Below are 16,307 nucleotides of genomic sequence, written 5' to 3'. Positions count from 1 at the left end.
TTGAATAATCTGACATTCGCCTCATCAATCAACCGGACGTTCCCTGCGGAGTGGGCCGGAAAGACTCGGGATAAACCATGAAAATCACCATCATCGGCACCGGCTATGTGGGCCTTGTGACAGGCGCCTGCCTGGCCGAACTGGGCAACGACGTATTCTGTCTGGATGTCGATCAATCCAAGGTCGACATTCTCAACAATGGCGGCATTCCGATCCACGAGCCGGGCCTGGAAGACGTGGTGGCGCGTAACCGCGCTGCCGGTCGCCTGCAGTTCTCGACCGATGTGGCCGCCAGTGTGGCCCATGGCGATATCCAGTTCATTGCAGTCGGCACCCCGCCTGACGAAGACGGCTCGGCCGACCTGCAGTACGTGCTGGCGGCGGCGCGCAATATCGGTCGTCACATGAACGGCTTCAAGGTGGTGGTCGACAAGTCCACCGTGCCGGTCGGCACCGCCGATCGGGTCAAGGCCGCCATCGCCGGCGAGCTGGCCACGCGCGGTCTCGACAGCGGCGAATTCTCGGTGGTGTCGAACCCCGAGTTCCTCAAGGAAGGCGCGGCCGTGGAAGACTTCATGCGTCCTGACCGTATCGTCATCGGCCATGACCAGACCCCTCAGGGGCAGCGTGCCTATACGCTGATGAAAAAACTGTATGCGCCATTCAACCGCAACCATGAGCGCACCTTTTGGATGGATGTGCGCTCGGCGGAATTCACCAAGTACGCCGCCAACGCCATGCTGGCCACGCGTATCTCGTTCATGAACGAATTGGCCAACCTGGCCGACAAGGTGGGCGCCGATATCGAAGCGGTGCGTCACGGCATCGGCTCGGATCCACGCATCGGCCACAGCTTTCTGTACGCCGGTTGCGGGTATGGCGGTTCGTGCTTCCCCAAGGACGTGCAGGCGCTGGAACGCACTGCGCGCGACTACGACCAGGACCTGCTGATCCTGCGCGCTGTCGAGCAGGTCAACGACCTGCAGAAACACGTGCTGGGTCGCAAGGTGGTCAAGCGCTTCGGCGAAGACCTGGCCGGCAAGCATTTTGCGATCTGGGGACTGGCCTTCAAGCCCAATACCGACGACATGCGCGAGGCCTCCGCGCGCGTGCTGTTGGGTGAGCTGTTGCGCCGCGGCGCCAGCGTAGCCGTCTACGATCCGGTGGCCATGAAGGAAGCCGCGCGCGTGCTGGCGCTGGATCTGGCCGACCAGCCTGGCCTGTTCGAGCGGATCCGCTTTGCGGCTTCGCCCATGGACGCGCTGCAGGGCGCAGATGCGCTGGCCATCGTCACGGAATGGAAGGCCTTCCGCAGCCCCGACTTCGAAGGCGTCAAGGCGGCACTGAAGACGCCGGTGATCTTTGACGGTCGTAACCTGTTCGAGCCGCAACTGATGGCCGACAGCGGTATCGAGTACTACGGCATCGGCCGTTCGCTTCTGGCGCAGGGGTAAGATCATGTCAAACCAGCTCGCGACAACCTGGGACCGCGCCCGCATCCTGATCGTCGGTGACGTCATGCTCGACCGTTACTGGTTCGGTGAAGTCAACCGCATCTCGCCCGAGGCCCCGGTGCCGATCGTACGGGTCGAGAAGCGCGAAGAGCGCCTTGGCGGCGCCGCCAACGTGGCGCGCAATACCGCCAGCCTCGGCGCCAGCACGGCATTGCTGGGCGTGACCGGCGACGATGAGCCGGCGCGCGTGATCGACACCCTGCTGGGCGAGATGGGCATCAGCAGCCACCTGGCGCGGGACGCCAGCATCTCGACCATCGTCAAGTTGCGGGTCATCGGCCGCCAGCAGCAACTGGTGCGCATCGATTTCGAGGAAGCGCCGACCGACACCGTGCTGCGAGACAAGCTGACCCAGTTCAATTCACTGGTGGGCGCGTATGACGTGATCGTTTTTTCCGACTATGCCAAGGGCAGCCTGGTGAGTGTGGCCGAGATGATCGGCGTGGCGCGCCAGCAGGGCAAGCGGATCCTGGTCGACCCCAAGGGCGACGACTTCAGCCGCTATGCGGGCGCGTCGATCCTGACGCCCAACAAGTCCGAGATGGTGCGCATCGTGGGCCAGTGGAAGAACGAGGATGACCTCACCGCGCGGGCCCAGAAGTTGCGTGCCGAGCTGGGGCTCGAAGCGCTGCTGCTGACCCGTTCCGAAGAAGGCATGAGCCTGTATCGCGATGGCGATGTGCAGCATTTTCCCACCATGGCGCGCGAGGTGTACGACGTCTCCGGCGCCGGCGACACCGTCATCGCCACGCTGGCCGTGATGCTGGGCGCAGGCGCTTCGCTGGTCGAGGCGGTGGCGATGGCCAACCGCGCAGGGGGCATCGTGGTTGGCAAGCTGGGCACCGCCACCGTCACGCGCGAGGAGCTGCTTGAAGGCTGAGCGGTTGCGTCGGAAAATCACGGGCCTCGCAGCGCGTATCTAGTTGCATTTCTGTCAACAACCGTTTCGCGATCTCGTTGAACAAAGGCAGGTATCCCGGTCGGGAGCCTGCCTTTTCTGTTTCTTAATCGTGAAAGGAATCACCATGTTGAAGAAATTACTGATGGTCATCGTATCGCTCTGGATCATGGTCGCGCCGGTACGGGCGGATGTCGATGTCAACAAGGCCGATCAGGCCGCATTGGATGGGGTGCGCGGCATCGGGCCGTCGATGTCCAAGCGCATCCTCGGCGAGCGCGACAAGGGCGGCAACTTCAAGGACTGGCGTGACTTGCAGCAACGCGTCAAGGGCATCAAGGAAAAAAGCGCCGAGAAGCTTTCGGGCAACGGCCTGACGGTGAATGGCCAGGCCCTGGGGGGCAAGGCGGCCAAGCCCGGCAAATCGGGGCGCGCCGGTTCCAGGGCCGCGCCACAGCAAGAGACCAAGGTGGCCAGCGGCGAGGCGGCGCCAGCCGCGCAGGAGCGGGCCCGCAAGTAGTTGGCTAAATCCGGTGCGCTGAACCTGGCACGCTGAACCCCGCCCCGGCGGGGTTTTTGTTTGGCCGCCGCGACACGACGATGGCGCGCCGTGAATCGCTGTTGAACTCATCGCTCTCGTGAATTTCTTTCAAGAAACATCTGACTTGTTTATCGAAAAATTTGCGGTTACAGTGGGACGCGCATGCCAGTCGGGCAATATCGCCGCGACATGCGGGGAGCAAAAAGTTTGGGGGGCGCGTCGTGCGCATTGTTGATCAACCACCGCAAGCAGGGCAGAGTCATGAAAATCGCCGATATTCCTCTCAATGAAAGTGCCCGCATCGAGGCGCTGCATTCGCTGCATATTCTTGACACCCCACCCGAAGAACGTTTTGACCGTCTCACGCGTCTGGCGCGTCGTCTGTTCGATGTGCCGATCGCGGTCGTGACGCTGATCGACGTCAATCGCCAGTGGTTCAAGTCGTGCGTCGGGCTGGACGCCAGCGAAACCACGCGCGACGTTTCGTTCTGTTCGCACGCCATCCTCTCCGATGGCCTGACGGTGGTCAACGACGCGACGCAGGATGATCGTTTCAGCGGCAACCCGCAGGTCACCGGCGAGCCCTATATCCGCTTCTATGCCGGTTGCCCGATCAAGAGCGAGAGCGGCTACAACCTGGGCACCCTGTGCCTGGTCGACATGAAGACCCGCGATTTCGACGCCGATGACCGCGCCTTGCTCAAGGATCTGGGCGCCATGGTCGAGCAGGAGCTCACCACCGTGCGCCTGGCCACCATCGACGAATTGACCGACCTCTCCAATCGCCGTGGCTTCGAGTCGTTGGCCGGGCATGCGCTGGGCCTGTGCCAGCGACTGGGGCGTCCGGCCAGCGTGCTGTACTTCGATCTCGACAAATTCAAGCAGATCAATGATCGCTTCGGCCATGCCGAAGGGGACAAGGCGTTGAATAATTTCGCTTCGCTGCTGGCAGGCAACTTCCGTGAATCCGATGTCATCGGTCGCCTGGGCGGCGACGAGTTCGGCGTGTTCCTGACGAACACCTCGCTGGCGCACGCCCAGCCGGTGCTGCAGTCGTTCGAACGCGCGGTGCAGCAGTTCAATCAGCACGGCCAGCGCGAATACGACCTGCACTACAGCGTCGGCGTGCTCGAGTACGACCCGGCGCAGCACCATGATATCGGCGACCTGATGCAAGGCGCCGACGCCTTGATGTACGAGCGCAAGAAGCAGCGCCGCGCCGAAAAGGTGTGAGCGCCTTCCCGGGCAAGGGCCGGGTTCATGCCGAAACGACATGAAATGACCGGGGGCGGAGCATTTGGCGCCGTGCCCGGCTGCGCTACTGCGATGGCGGGGGCGAAATAGAATAAAATGCCCACCTGAGCCAAACAGCCGATCGCAGCCAACACACATGTCCTATCAAGTTCTCGCCCGTAAATATCGTCCCCGCAGTTTCGACAGCCTGGTAGGCCAGGAGCATGTCGTACGCGCGCTGACGCACGCGCTTGAACAGCAGCGGTTGCACCACGCCTATTTGTTTACCGGCACCCGCGGCGTGGGCAAGACCACGCTGTCGCGGATTCTGGCCAAGTCGCTCAACTGCATCGGCGCCGACGGCAATGGCACCATTACGGCGGCGCCCTGCGGCGTGTGTGAAGCCTGCGTGGCGATCGATGCCGGGCGCTTTGTCGACTATATCGAAATGGACGCGGCGTCCAATCGCGGCGTCGACGAGATGGCGCAATTGCTGGAACAGGCCATCTACGCACCGTCCAATGCGCGCTTCAAGGTCTACATGATCGATGAAGTGCACATGCTCACCAATCACGCCTTCAACTCGATGTTGAAGACACTCGAAGAACCTCCCGAACACGTCAAGTTCATCCTGGCCACCACCGACCCGCAGAAGATTCCGGTCACGGTGCTGTCGCGCTGCCTGCAGTTCAATCTGAAGCAGATGCCGCCAGGTCACATCATTGGCCACCTCGACAACATCCTGCACCAGGAAGGTATCGAGTTCGATCCGCAAGCCTTGCGGCTGCTGGCGCAAGGCGCTTCCGGCTCGATGCGCGACGCGCTGTCGCTGACCGACCAGGCCATCGCCTATGCCGCCGGGCGGGTCTCGCTGGAAGCGGTGCAGGGCATGCTGGGTGCGCTCGACCAGTCCTACCTGGTGCGCATTCTCGACGCCCTGGCGGCGCAGGACGGAAGCGGCCTGATTGCCGTGGCCGATGACATGGCCGCCCGCAGCCTGTCGTACAACGCCGCCCTGCAGGACCTCGGCACCTTGTTGCATCAGGTGGCGCTGGCCCAGAGCGTGCCGGCAGCACTGGCCGAAGACTTGCCGGATCGCGCCGATATCGTGCGCCTGGCGTCGCAGTTCAGCCCCGAGCATGTCCAGTTGTTCTACCAGATCGTGGTCCACGGTCGCAACGAACTGGGGCTGGCGCCCGATGAATATGCCGGATTCAGCATGACGCTGCTGCGCATGCTGGCGTTCCGTCCAGTCAGCGCCAGCGCCGGCGCACCTCCTTCAGGTGGCGCCCCCGCGCCGCGTCCGGCGCCTACGCGCCAGGCGGCTCCTCTGGCAGCTGCGCCGCAAGTGGCGGTGACCAGCGCGCCGGTCAGCCGCACGCCCGTTCCGGCGCCAGCCGCCACGCCGGTCGCGGTGGCTGCCACGCCAAGTGCTGCGGCTCCGACTCAGGCTCCAGCTCCAGCGCCGAGCGCACCTGCCGCGAGCGCACCGGCTGGCCCCGTTTCTGCGCGCGAAGCCGCCATGATGGCGTTGCGCGCCAATACCGGCAAGGGCGTGCGCGCGCCATCCGCGCCCCGTCCGGCAGCCGCAGCACCGGCGCCAGCGCCAGTGGCGGCGGCACCGGTTGCCGTGGCTGCCGCCGTGGTCGAGCAGTCCAGCCCGCCGCCGTTCGACGATATTCCGCCACCGTGGGAGCAGGATCTCAGGTCGGGCGCGCCCGAGGCTCAAAAAAAAACTGAGCCCGTCGCCGCTGCCGCAGTAGAGCCGGTAGTCGTCGCCGCACCGCAGCGCCCGGCCGCCAGCGCGGCCCAGCAGCAGGAAACCACACGCATCGCCGGCGAGCTCGGATGGGACGGGCACTGGCCCAGCCTGGCCGCCAGCTTGCCGTTGCGCGGCGTGGTGCACCAGATGGCTTTCCAGAGCGAACTGGTGCGCTGCGAAGCGCTGGCTGGCGGCAATGTCTGCTTTCACCTGCGGATTCCGCTCGAGACGCTGCGCTCGGCGGGCGCCGTCGAAAAACTCATGGCGGCCTTGTCCGAACGCTTCGCCCGCGAAGTGCGCATCGAGACCGAGATCGGACGCGTCGCCGACACCGCCAATGCGGTGGCCGAAGCCGATCGTGCGCAGCGTCAGCAGAAGGCCGAGCAGTCGATGAACAACGATCCTTTCGTGCAATCGATGATGCGCGAGTTTGGCGCCACCATTGTGCCGGGATCGATCCACCCCCTGTAGATTCGAGACCAAGTCGATTTACCGGGGCTGCCTGCAAACAAGATAGAATTCACGAATTGAAACAAGGAGCAATGCGATGATGAAAGGCCAACTTGCCGGTCTGATGAAACAGGCCCAGGCCATGCAGGACAATATGAAGAAGATGCAGGACCAACTGGCGCAGATCGAGGTCGAGGGCGTGTCCGGCGCCGGCCTGGTCAAGGTCGTCATGTCCTGTAAGAACGATGTCAAGCGCGTCACGATCGACCCGTCGCTGCTGGCCGACGACAAGGACATGCTGGAAGACCTGGTCGCTGCCGCCTTCAACGACGCGGTCCGCAAGGCCGAAGCCACCAGCCAGGAAAAGATGGCTGGTGTCACGGCCGGCATGCCGATGCCGCCAGGCTTCAAGATGCCGTTCTGATCGCACGCCGGCCCGTTCCGTGAGCGGGCTGGTGGTGTTCAGCGTGGCCGTATCGCGTACCCTGCTGGATTGCAGCATTGCATTGTGGAGGCAACATGTTCGTCATCTCGATCACGTACATCAAGCCGGCGAGCGAAATCGACTCGCTGCTGACCGCGCACAAGAAGTTTCTCAACCAGCAGTATGCAGACGGGGTGTTCCTGATGTCGGGGCGCAAGGTGCCGCGTACCGGCGGCATCATCCTGGCCGACTGCAGCGACCGCGTCGAGATGGAGGCGATCATCGAGCTCGATCCTTTCTACATCGCCGGCGTGGCCGAATACGAGATAACCGAATTTGTTCCCTCGATGACGGCGGAGGCGCTCGAAGCCTTCCGCTATTCAGTTGACCGCAATTGAAAACCCCTTCCAGTCTTACCCTGCTCACCGACGCCCTGCGTCGACTTCCCGGCATCGGCCCCAAGACCGCGCAGCGCATGGCTTACCATCTGCTGCAGCATGATCGCGAGGCTGCCGCCGTGCTCAGCAAGTCGCTGGCCAATGCGCTCGATACGATTCGTCATTGCGCGCTGTGCAATACCTTCACCGAACAGGTGGTCTGCGAGACCTGCCAGGACGAGCAACGCGATCACACCCTGCTGTGTGTGGTCGAGTCGCCGGCCGACCAGATCATGATCGAGCAGACGCTGACTTATAAGGGCTTGTACTTCGTGCTGATGGGGCGGCTATCGCCGCTCGACGGCATTGGCCCGCGTGACATCCATCTCGAAAAACTGATCACCCGCGCCACCGACGGCAAGGTCGCCGAAGTGGTGCTGGCCACCAATTTCACCAACGAGGGCGAGGCTACCGCGCACTACATCAGCGAGACGCTCAAGGCACGCGGCCTGAAGGCCACTCGCCTGGCGCGTGGCGTGCCGGTGGGCGGCGAACTCGAATACGTGGACGCCGGCACCATCGCCCGCGCCATGCTCGACCGCAGGGTGACCTGAGGTGGCAAGAACCGGCAAGTCACGCTTCAGGGGCGACCAATAACAAGGCTGAATACAGCCAACGGCAGGAGACACAAGCATGCAACAACTCAAGCCCGGCGCACTGGCCGGTATCAAGGTACTCGAACTCGGCACGCTGATCGCCGGCCCGTTCTGCTCGCGCATGCTGGGCGAGTTCGGCGCCGACGTCATCAAGATCGAAGCGCCGGGTAGCGGCGATCCGCTGCGCCAGTGGCGGGTGCTCAAGGATGGGACTTCGCTGTGGTGGAGCGTGCAGGCCCGCAACAAGAAGAGCATCACGCTCAACATGAAGCATCCCGAGGCGCAGGAGATCGCCCGCAAGCTGGCCCTCGAGGCCGATATCATCATCGAGAACTACCGTCCCGGCGTGTTGGAAAAATGGAACCTCGGCTATGAGGACCTCAAGCAGCTCAACCCGGCCGTGATCATGGTGCGCCTGTCCGGCTATGGCCAGAGCGGTCCGCTGCGTGACTTGCCGGGGTTTGGCGCGATCGGCGAGTCGATGGGCGGGCTGCGTTACGTTTCAGGCCATGCCGACCGGCCGCCGGTGCGGGTCGGCATTTCCATCGGCGATTCGGTGGCGGCGTTGCACGGCGTGATCGGCGCCATGATGGCGCTGCGGCACCGCGATGTCACCGGTGGCCGCTGGAACGGCAAGTCCGGAGAGCAATGCGTGGCCGGGCAGGGGCAGATGGTCGACGTGGCCCTGTACGAGTCCGTGTTCAACCTGATGGAATCGCTGGTGCCCGAGTTCGACCATGCCGGCGTGGTGCGCGAGCGTACCGGCGGCGCCTTGCCCGGCATCGTGCCCTCCAATACCTACACTACCGGCGACGGCCAGAACATCGTGATCGCCGGCAATGGCGACGCCATCTTCAAGCGCCTGATGCACGCCATCGGTCGCAGCGACATGGCCGACGATCCCGGCCTGGCGCGCAACGATGGACGCGTGCCGCGCACGGTCGAGATCGATGTCGCCATCCAGCAGTGGTGCACCACCCAGGATATCGAGGCGGCGCTGGCGACCCTGCAGGCGGCCGATGTGCCGGTCGGCAAGATCTATTCGGTGCGCGACATGATGAGCGACCCGCAGTTTCTGGCGCGTGACATGTTCGAGCAGCACCAGTTTGCCGATGGCACGCCGGTCAAGTTGCCCGCGATCAGTCCCAAGCTGTCGCAGACGCCCGGCCAGACCAGGTGGCTGGGGCCGGAACTGGGAGCGCACAGCGATGAAATCCTGCGGTCGCTGGGGTATGATGATGCCCAAATTAAAGGGCTGCGCGAGCAAGGCGCGGTCTGATAACAGGCGCACCACGGGCGGCGATGCATGCATGGCCGCTGCCGACGCCGATGACGCAGTAGAAGAAAACCACACCCATCCACGATATCTGGAGGAGACATAATGAAATTCAGCTGGAAGCAATTGGCAATCGCCGCGGGCCTGTTCTTGGCCGGTTATCTTTCGTTCAACAACAATGCCTCCGCACAGGCCCTGGAAAAGCCCAAGGTCTCCATCGCCGTGGGGGGCAAGAACCTGTTCTACTACCTGCCCCTGACGATTGCCGAGCAGTTGGGCTATTTCAAGGATGAAGGCCTGCAGGTCGAGATTTCCGACTTCGCCGGTGGCGCCAAGGCGTTGCAGGCATTGGTGGGCGGCAGCGCCGACGTGGTCTCGGGCGCCTACGAACACACCATCAACATGCAGGTCAAGAACCAGCCCATCGTCGCCTTCGTGCTGCAGGGCCGGGCGCCCCAGATCGTGCTGGCGGCCAATAACAAGACCATGCCCAACTACAAGACCGTGGCTGATCTGAAGGGCAAGAAAATCGGCGTGACCGCGCCCGGTTCGTCGACCAGCATCATGGCCAGCTACGTGTTGGCCAAGGCCGGCCTGAAGCCGACCGACGTGTCCTTCATCGGCGTGGGCGCATCCGCTGGCGCCATCTCGGCGATCCGCTCGGGCCAGATCGATGCCATTGCCAATCTCGATCCGGTGATCTCGATGCTGGAACAGAATAACGAAATCAAGACCATCGCCGACACCCGCACCCTCAAGGACACCAATGAAGTCTTCGGCGGTCCGATGCCGGCGGCCACGCTGTATGCCTCGGCAGCCTTCGTGCAGAAGTATCCCAATACCACCCAGGCGTTGACCAATGCGATGGTGCGCGCGCTGAAGTGGATCCAGAAGGCTGGCCCATCCGACATCATCAAGGCCGTGCCCGAAAGCTACCTGCTGGGTGACCGCGGGCTCTACATCGACGCCTTCACCAAGGTGCGCCAGGCAATTTCGCCCGACGGCTATTTCCCGCCGGGTGGTCCTGACACGGCACTGCGTACGCTCAAGGCCTTCGAGCCATCGCTGGCCGACAAGCAGGTGGACCTGTCCAAGACCTTCACCAACTCGTTCGTGCAAAAGGCCAACGCCAAGTACAAGTAAATTGCACGGGGCGGGCCAGGCCTGTGCCTGGCTCGTCCTGCAGCCACACGTGCAAGCCATGATGCCCGGCAACGGGCATTTGCCTATTCGGGCATCCGCATTCGACATCGACCGTTTTCCGGTTTCACTAAGGCAAGAGCATTACTCATGACGCCCGCACTTCTGTTCGACGACATCACCTGCACCTTCGTATCGAAGGATGACCGCTCCCAGCGCTATACGGCAGTGGCCAATACCACCCTGGCCATTGCGCCGGGCGAATTCGTCTCCGTGGTGGGGCCCACCGGCTGCGGCAAATCGACCCTGCTCAATGTCGGCGGCGGCCTGCTGCAACCATCCTCGGGCAGCGTCCAGGTATTTGGCGAGCCGCTGACCGGCATCAACCGGCGTGCCGGCTACATGTTCCAGGCCGAAGCCCTGATGCCCTGGCGCAGCGCGCTCGACAATGTCATCGCCGGCCTGCAATACCGTGGCTGCGCGCCGTCGGAAGCGGTGCAACTGGGCGAGCAATGGCTGGCCCGGGTCGGCCTGCAGGGGTTCGGCGACCGTTATCCGCACCAGTTGTCGGGCGGCATGCGCAAGCGCGTGGCGCTGGCACAGACCCTGATTCTGGACCCCGACATCATCCTGATGGATGAACCCTTCTCGGCGCTCGACATCCAGACCCGCCAACTGATGGAAAACGAAGTGCTGGACCTGTGGAGCGCCAAGAAGAAGGCGGTCCTGTTCATCACCCACGACCTGGATGAAGCCATTGCCATGTCGGACCGCGTCATCGTGCTGGCCGCCGGCCCGGGCACCCACCCCATCGGTGAATTCAAGATCGACCTGCCGCGCCCGCGCGATGTGGCCGAGATTCGCATGCATCCGCGCTTCGTGGAGCTGCACAAGCAAATCTGGGACGTCCTGCGCGACGAAGTGCTCAAGGGATATCAACAACAGAAGCGCGTCGCGTAACAGGAACAGGAAAGAGAATTCGTCATGCTGAAATACCTTAAACCGAATCACAAGAACATCCGGCTGTGGCAATTGCTGGTCCTGCTGGTGGTGCTGACCGTGTGGCACGTGGCCACCCGCAACCCGCAGACTGCCTTCTTCTTCGGCGAGCCGATCAAGGTCGCACAGCGCATCTGGGACTGGTTCACCGTCGGCAGCGGCTCACTGGAAGTCGGGATCGGAGACACCACCTTCTTTACGCTGACCTTCCCGGCCGAGATCTATTCGCACCTGCTCGTCACGCTCACCGAGACGGTCCTGGCCTTCATCATCGGCACCGTCTCTGGCCTGGGCGTGGGTTTGTGGCTGGCGTTGTCGCCGACGGCGTCGGCCATTCTCGATCCTTATGTGAAGGCTGCCAATTCGATGCCGCGGGTGATCCTGGCGCCGATCTTCGCGATGTGGTTCGGCCTGGGCATCTGGTCCAAGGTGGCGCTGGCGGTGACGCTGGTGTTCTTCATCGTGTTCTTCAACGTCTATCAGGGCGTCAAGGAAGTCAGCCCGGTGGTGCTCAACAATGCTCGCATGCTGGGCGCCAATGCCCGTCAACTGTTGCGCACGGTGTATCTGCCGTCGGCCACATCGTGGGTGTTTTCCAGCCTGCACACGTCGATCGGCCTGGCCTTCGTGGGGGCGGTGGTGGGTGAATACCTGGGCTCGGCGCGTGGCGTGGGCTACCTGATCCTGCAGGCGGAGGGCAGTTTCGACATCAATACCGTCTTCGCCGGCATCGTGGTGCTGACCGTGTTTGCGCTGGTGCTCGACCTGGCCGTGGCGGTGATCGAGAAACGCTTGATGAAGTGGCAGCCCAAAAGCGGCGAAACCGAGAAGCTCTGAGCGATGGCAGGGCAGGCGGGCTGTTACGCTCAATGCGTGGCAACCCGCTGGTGGGCCGGCCAACCAGCAAGCCAGTGACTAACAAACTTGCAAATTAATAAATTAGCAAATTAACAAAGTAACAGACAACAAAAAACCCGCCTGAGCGGGTTTTTTGTTCAGAGCAGATCAATTACTTGATCTTGGTCTCTTTGTACTCGACGTGCTTACGTGCCTTGGGATCGAACTTCATGATCGTGATCTTTTCGGGCGTAGTACGCTTGTTCTTGGTGGTGGTGTAGAAGTGACCAGTACCTGCAGTCGACTCCAGTTTGATTTTGTCGCGGCCGGATTTCGCCATGATAGATTTCCTTTACTCTGCTGATTAGACTTTTTCGCCGCGAGCGCGCAGGTCGACCAGAACGGCATCGATGCCGATCTTATCGATCACGCGCAGGCCGGCGTTGGACAAACGCAGCGAAACCCAGCGGTTCTCGGATTCGACGAAAATACGACGGTTCTGCAGGTTCGGCAGAAAACGACGCTTGGTCTTGTTGTTGGCATGGGAAACGTTGTTGCCGACCATCGGCCCCTTCCCGGTGACTTGGCAAACACGTGCCATGTGAGACTCCTTAAAAATTTCCGAAATTTGGGAAAAACGAGAGTATAGATAAAAAACATTGATTTTTCAATGACTTGCGAAAAACAAGTGTGTCTTTGTGTTTTATTTGAATTTAACAATTTGGTCGATCTCTTTGCATGTCGCTAGAGGTAGCCGTGTTCTGCAAATGAATAGCATCGGGTGCCGGCCACCACGAAATGGTCGAGCACCCGGACGTCCACCAGGCCCAGCGCGGCTTTGAGCGTCTGGGTCAGGGCCACGTCGGCGGCGCTGGGGTCGGGGTCGCCGGATGGGTGGTTATGCGCCAGGATGACGCCTGCGGCGTTATGCTCCAGCGCTGCCTTGACCACTTCGCGCGGATAGACATTGGCGCGGGTGAGGGTGCCACGAAACAATTCGTCGGCTGCGATGAGGCGGTTGCGCACATCCAGAAACAACACCACGAATGATTCATAGGCCTTGCCGCTGAAGGACAGCTGCAGGTACTGGCTGACCGCGCCGGTGGCGCTGAGCTCGATGCCGCTCTTGAGCTCTTCGCCGATGGCGCGTCGCGACAGTTCCAGTACGGCTTGCAATTGCGCGTATTTGGCCGGGCCCAGCCCGTGCATCTTCGAGAATTCCTTGAAGGCCGCACCAAACAGCGCCTCCAGCGAGCCGAAGCGATACAGGATGTCGCGCGCCAGGTCGACCGCAGTCTTGCCGGCCACGCCCACGCGCAGGAAGATGGCCAGCAACTCGGCGTCTGACAGGGCGCCTGCGCCCAGCAGGATGAGCCGCTCGCGCGGACGCTGGTTCGAGGGCCAGTCGGTGATAGTCATGGTGGAGGGGGGAGGTGAGGGGCGTTGGTGGATGGATTGGCGTGAACCACGGAATGGTTGACGCCGTGTCGGCAGGGAAGCTGCAGCCAGGCCCGGTGGCCCAGGGCGTATCCGTGCAATGGGGCGGTACGCCGGGCTCAAACGTGGCTTACAATAGCGGGTTATCGTGTACTCATGATGGTCCTTTTTCATGTCCAGCTCTTCCGTTCCAGTCGTCACCGACAGCGCCTACCTGACCTTGCATTACCGCCTTGCTTCACAGGACGGCGAAGACATCGTCAGCACCTTCAACGAAAAGCCCGCGACACTGCAGTTCGGTCAGGGACAATTGGCGCCCTTCCTCGAGGCTTGCCTGCTGGGACTGCCCGAAGGGGCGCACCAGAGTTTCGAGCTCGCGCCTGCCAATGCATTCGGCGAGCGTAGCGACGAACTGGTGCAGCGCATCTCGCGCGCCACCCTCGAAGAGAATTCGGCCATGGACGAAGACTACAAGGTAGGCGACCTGGTCGATTTTGCCGCGCCGGGCGGTGGTCGTTTCGCCGGTATCCTGCGATCAATCGATCAGGATGGTGCGATTTTCGACTTCAATCATCCATTGGCGGGACAGACTTTGAAATTCGAGGTCAAAATCATAGGAATTCTGTAATAAGACAAAATATTGTCGAATTGCAACCCTGAAATCCGGACTTTAGGACATCACCATGGATAACGCGGGTACCGAGATCCTGCTGGCCCAGCCGCGCGGCTTTTGCGCCGGTGTTGATCGCGCCATCGAAATCGTCGAACGCGCCCTGCAGCAGTTCGGCGCACCTATTTATGTGCGCCACGAGATCGTGCACAACGCCTATGTCGTGGCCGACCTGCGCGCCAAGGGCGCCATCTTCATCGAAGAGCTGGCCGATGTGCCGGCGGGCAACACCGTCATTTTTTCGGCCCACGGCGTGTCCAAGGCGATCCAGGCCGAGGCGACGCAACGCGGTCTGACCGTATTCGATGCGACCTGCCCGCTGGTCACCAAGGTCCACATGGAAGTGGCCAAGATGCGGCGCGAAGGCCGCGAGATCATCATGATCGGCCATGCCGGCCATCCTGAGGTTGAGGGCACCATGGGGCAGACCGAAGCGGGCATGCACCTGGTCGAAACGGTGGACGATGTGGCCCGCCTGCAGGTGGGGGACGAAGCATTGCTGGCCTACGTATCGCAGACCACGCTTTCCGTGGACGATACCGCCGATATCATTACCGCCCTGCGTGCGCGCTATCCAGCGATCGTAGAACCGAAGAAGGGCGACATCTGCTATGCCACCACCAACCGCCAGGAGGCAGTCAAGTTCATGGCGCCGCAGGTGGATGTGGTGATCGTGGTCGGCAGCCCCAACAGTTCCAATTCGAACCGCCTGCGCGAAGTTGCCGAGAAAAAAGGCGTACCGGCCTTCATGATCGACAGCGCCGACCTGATCGATCCGCAATGGGTGATCGGCAAGCACCGCGTCGGCGTCACCGCCGGCGCATCGGCACCGGAAGTGCTGGTGCAGGCCGTGATCGATCGACTCAAGGAAATCGGCGCCCGCAGCGTACGCAAGCTCGAAGGTATCGAGGAAAACGTGACTTTTCCCCTGCCAAAGGGCTTGAGTGGCGCGCGTCCGGCGCCGGTAGCGCAAGACGCCTGACGTCGATGCCTGGCGTGGCTGCACCATGAAAAAGGCTTGCGCATGCAAGCCTTTTTCGTTTTCCGGCTCGCTTCTGCATCAAGCGTGTGTGGTTCATTGGTCTTACCGGTTTTATTGTGCAGCGAGATTGAAAACGGCGTGGACTGTGTGCGGCTTGTGCGTATAATGCCGCACCAAGAAATCGACATGCTCCCCGCCGGGCGAGCATACGCCAAGCCAGTTCGCCAGGCGGTCATGTTGCCGTTACAGAGCGATCGCAGGAGACAGGGAGACCCCCAGCATGTCATGTTCAACGTTTGTCGCCTCGTGCCGGCATACTCGTTTGACCTACCCGCAGCCGGTCACGGTCGACGTATTTAATTCGCTTTCTTTAATGGCGCGCCAGACCGGCGTGCGGTAGCAGCTCGGCAAGTGCTTTTTATGAAGGCCCGCGTGTCGTCAGCCAAATGATCCGGGTGTGATCGCAGCGGGCGGGAACGGATTTTGCTCATAAGCAGGTTTCGCGGTCGTCATGCCATTGGCCGACGGTCCGTTCATTTTTGACACTCTCAGATTGAAGATAGGTATTCATGGACATTTTCATCCAGCAGATCATCAACGGCCTGGTTCTGGGCAGCATGTATGCGCTGATCGCCCTGGGCTACACGATGGTGTACGGGGTATTGAACCTGATCAACTTCGCCCACGGCGACATCCTGATGGTGGGGGCGATGGTGGGCCTGTGGCTGCTCAAAGTGGTGCAGCAGTACGCGCCGCAATTGCCGGGCATCGTGCAGTTGATCATTGCCATCGTCGGCGCCATACCGGTGTGCATCGTGGTCAGCCTGCTGATCGAGCGGGTGGCCTACCGGCCGCTGCGCAATGCGCCGCGCTTGGCGCCCCTGATCACCGCCATCGGTATCTCGATCCTGCTGCAGACCGCCGCCATGATGATCTGGGGCCGCAGCCCCTTGCCATTCCCGCAGGTGATGCCGTCGGATCCGGTGCATATCGCCGGCGCGCTGATCTCGCCGACCCAGATCATGCTGCTGGTGCTGGCGGTGCTGGCCATGGTGGGCCTGGTGCTGATCGTGGAGAAGACCAAGATGGGCCGCGCCATGCGCGCCACCGC

At 62.0% G+C, this 16,307-nt stretch carries 18 protein-coding genes; 15 read left to right on the top strand and 3 right to left on the bottom strand.

Going from position 1 to position 16,307, the window contains the following annotated elements; all coding sequences use genetic code 11:
* Positions 1-77: 77 nt before the first annotated feature.
* From LBW87_RS22080 to LBW87_RS22025, 12 genes are all read left to right on the top strand, one after another.
* A complete protein-coding gene (locus LBW87_RS22080; protein ID WP_225203633.1) occupies positions 78-1,454 on the top strand; it encodes a UDP-glucose dehydrogenase family protein in 1,377 nt (458 codons plus the stop codon).
* Between the two features lie 4 nt (positions 1,455-1,458).
* The gene (gene rfaE1, locus LBW87_RS22075; protein WP_225203632.1) at positions 1,459-2,394 is read left to right on the top strand and encodes a D-glycero-beta-D-manno-heptose-7-phosphate kinase; all 936 of its coding nucleotides are present in this window, start codon (positions 1,459-1,461) and stop codon (positions 2,392-2,394) included.
* A 145-nt stretch (positions 2,395-2,539) separates the two neighbouring features.
* Complete coding sequence (locus LBW87_RS22070) at positions 2,540-2,932, top strand: ComEA family DNA-binding protein (RefSeq protein ID WP_225203631.1); 393 nt, start codon at positions 2,540-2,542, stop codon at positions 2,930-2,932.
* Between the two features lie 282 nt (positions 2,933-3,214).
* Positions 3,215-4,186: a sensor domain-containing diguanylate cyclase gene (locus LBW87_RS22065; RefSeq protein ID WP_225203630.1), complete on the top strand. Its 972-nt coding sequence runs from the start codon at positions 3,215-3,217 to the stop codon at positions 4,184-4,186.
* A gap of 157 nt (positions 4,187-4,343) precedes the next feature.
* On the top strand, positions 4,344-6,419 hold the full coding sequence (locus tag LBW87_RS22060; protein ID WP_225203629.1) for a DNA polymerase III subunit gamma/tau: 2,076 nt from the start codon (positions 4,344-4,346) through the stop codon (positions 6,417-6,419).
* 76 nt (positions 6,420-6,495) lie between these two features.
* Positions 6,496-6,822: a YbaB/EbfC family nucleoid-associated protein gene (locus tag LBW87_RS22055; RefSeq protein ID WP_225203628.1), complete on the top strand. Its 327-nt coding sequence runs from the start codon at positions 6,496-6,498 to the stop codon at positions 6,820-6,822.
* Positions 6,823-6,917: 95 nt separating this feature from the next.
* On the top strand, positions 6,918-7,220 hold the full coding sequence (locus LBW87_RS22050) for a YciI family protein (protein ID WP_225203627.1): 303 nt from the start codon (positions 6,918-6,920) through the stop codon (positions 7,218-7,220).
* Positions 7,217-7,813: a recombination mediator RecR gene (gene recR, locus LBW87_RS22045; protein WP_225203626.1), complete on the top strand. Its 597-nt coding sequence runs from the start codon at positions 7,217-7,219 to the stop codon at positions 7,811-7,813. Before LBW87_RS22050 ends, recR begins: the two co-directional genes overlap by 4 nt.
* A gap of 79 nt (positions 7,814-7,892) precedes the next feature.
* Positions 7,893-9,134 carry a CaiB/BaiF CoA transferase family protein gene (locus LBW87_RS22040; RefSeq protein ID WP_225203625.1) on the top strand — a complete coding sequence of 414 codons (1,242 nt, stop codon included), beginning with the start codon at positions 7,893-7,895 and terminating at the stop codon, positions 9,132-9,134.
* Between the two features lie 102 nt (positions 9,135-9,236).
* On the top strand, positions 9,237-10,274 hold the full coding sequence (locus LBW87_RS22035) for an ABC transporter substrate-binding protein (RefSeq protein WP_225203624.1): 1,038 nt from the start codon (positions 9,237-9,239) through the stop codon (positions 10,272-10,274).
* A gap of 147 nt (positions 10,275-10,421) precedes the next feature.
* Positions 10,422-11,231 carry an ABC transporter ATP-binding protein gene (locus tag LBW87_RS22030; RefSeq protein ID WP_225203623.1) on the top strand — a complete coding sequence of 270 codons (810 nt, stop codon included), beginning with the start codon at positions 10,422-10,424 and terminating at the stop codon, positions 11,229-11,231.
* Positions 11,232-11,255: 24 nt separating this feature from the next.
* Entirely contained in the window at positions 11,256-12,107 is an 852-nt protein-coding gene (locus tag LBW87_RS22025; protein WP_225203622.1) for an ABC transporter permease, read from the top strand.
* 172 nt (positions 12,108-12,279) lie between these two features.
* Here LBW87_RS22025 and rpmG read toward each other — a convergent pair whose 3' ends face one another.
* The 3 genes from rpmG to radC all read right to left on the bottom strand — a co-directional run bounded on the left by rpmG (position 12,280) and on the right by radC (position 13,526).
* On the bottom strand, positions 12,280-12,447 hold the full coding sequence (gene rpmG, locus LBW87_RS22020) for a 50S ribosomal protein L33 (RefSeq protein ID WP_008114372.1): 168 nt from the start codon (positions 12,445-12,447) through the stop codon (positions 12,280-12,282).
* A 24-nt stretch (positions 12,448-12,471) separates the two neighbouring features.
* Positions 12,472-12,708, bottom strand: a complete 237-nt coding sequence (gene rpmB / locus LBW87_RS22015; protein WP_008114370.1) for a 50S ribosomal protein L28 — start codon at positions 12,706-12,708, stop codon at positions 12,472-12,474.
* 143 nt (positions 12,709-12,851) lie between these two features.
* A complete protein-coding gene (radC, locus tag LBW87_RS22010) occupies positions 12,852-13,526 on the bottom strand; it encodes a RadC family protein (RefSeq protein WP_225203621.1) in 675 nt (224 codons plus the stop codon).
* 190 nt (positions 13,527-13,716) lie between these two features.
* On the opposite strand from radC, the gene LBW87_RS22005 reads away from it, so the two are divergent.
* The 3 genes from LBW87_RS22005 to LBW87_RS21995 form a co-directional block, all read left to right on the top strand.
* Positions 13,717-14,172, top strand: a complete 456-nt coding sequence (locus LBW87_RS22005; protein ID WP_225203620.1) for an FKBP-type peptidyl-prolyl cis-trans isomerase — start codon at positions 13,717-13,719, stop codon at positions 14,170-14,172.
* A 55-nt stretch (positions 14,173-14,227) separates the two neighbouring features.
* Positions 14,228-15,196 carry a 4-hydroxy-3-methylbut-2-enyl diphosphate reductase gene (ispH, locus tag LBW87_RS22000; protein WP_225203619.1) on the top strand — a complete coding sequence of 323 codons (969 nt, stop codon included), beginning with the start codon at positions 14,228-14,230 and terminating at the stop codon, positions 15,194-15,196.
* Between the two features lie 569 nt (positions 15,197-15,765).
* Positions 15,766-16,307 (top strand): branched-chain amino acid ABC transporter permease (locus LBW87_RS21995; protein ID WP_225203618.1); only part of this gene is annotated, 542 nt, incomplete at its 3' end.

The organism is Herbaspirillum sp. alder98, assembly GCF_020179755.1.
Taxonomy (GTDB): domain Bacteria; phylum Pseudomonadota; class Gammaproteobacteria; order Burkholderiales; family Burkholderiaceae_D; genus Herbaspirillum.
This window is presented reverse-complemented; position numbering and strand designations above follow the sequence as displayed.

Bases quoted from the DNA above. Each gene is read 5' to 3' on its own strand.
- LBW87_RS22080 (WP_225203633.1), top strand. From the start codon at position 78: ATGAAAATCACCATCATCGGCACCGGCTATGTGGGCCTTGTGACAGGC.
- rfaE1 (WP_225203632.1), top strand. From the start codon at position 1,459: ATGTCAAACCAGCTCGCGACAACCTGGGACCGCGCCCGCATCCTGATC.
- LBW87_RS22070 (WP_225203631.1), top strand. From the start codon at position 2,540: ATGTTGAAGAAATTACTGATGGTCATCGTATCGCTCTGGATCATGGTC.
- LBW87_RS22065 (WP_225203630.1), top strand. From the start codon at position 3,215: ATGAAAATCGCCGATATTCCTCTCAATGAAAGTGCCCGCATCGAGGCG.
- LBW87_RS22060 (WP_225203629.1), top strand. From the start codon at position 4,344: ATGTCCTATCAAGTTCTCGCCCGTAAATATCGTCCCCGCAGTTTCGAC.
- LBW87_RS22055 (WP_225203628.1), top strand. From the start codon at position 6,496: ATGATGAAAGGCCAACTTGCCGGTCTGATGAAACAGGCCCAGGCCATG.
- LBW87_RS22050 (WP_225203627.1), top strand. From the start codon at position 6,918: ATGTTCGTCATCTCGATCACGTACATCAAGCCGGCGAGCGAAATCGAC.
- LBW87_RS22040 (WP_225203625.1), top strand. From the start codon at position 7,893: ATGCAACAACTCAAGCCCGGCGCACTGGCCGGTATCAAGGTACTCGAA.
- LBW87_RS22035 (WP_225203624.1), top strand. From the start codon at position 9,237: ATGAAATTCAGCTGGAAGCAATTGGCAATCGCCGCGGGCCTGTTCTTG.
- LBW87_RS22030 (WP_225203623.1), top strand. From the start codon at position 10,422: ATGACGCCCGCACTTCTGTTCGACGACATCACCTGCACCTTCGTATCG.
- LBW87_RS22025 (WP_225203622.1), top strand. From the start codon at position 11,256: ATGCTGAAATACCTTAAACCGAATCACAAGAACATCCGGCTGTGGCAA.
- rpmG (WP_008114372.1), bottom strand. From the start codon at position 12,447: ATGGCGAAATCCGGCCGCGACAAAATCAAACTGGAGTCGACTGCAGGT.
- rpmB (WP_008114370.1), bottom strand. From the start codon at position 12,708: ATGGCACGTGTTTGCCAAGTCACCGGGAAGGGGCCGATGGTCGGCAAC.
- radC (WP_225203621.1), bottom strand. From the start codon at position 13,526: ATGACTATCACCGACTGGCCCTCGAACCAGCGTCCGCGCGAGCGGCTC.
- LBW87_RS22005 (WP_225203620.1), top strand. From the start codon at position 13,717: ATGTCCAGCTCTTCCGTTCCAGTCGTCACCGACAGCGCCTACCTGACC.
- ispH (WP_225203619.1), top strand. From the start codon at position 14,228: ATGGATAACGCGGGTACCGAGATCCTGCTGGCCCAGCCGCGCGGCTTT.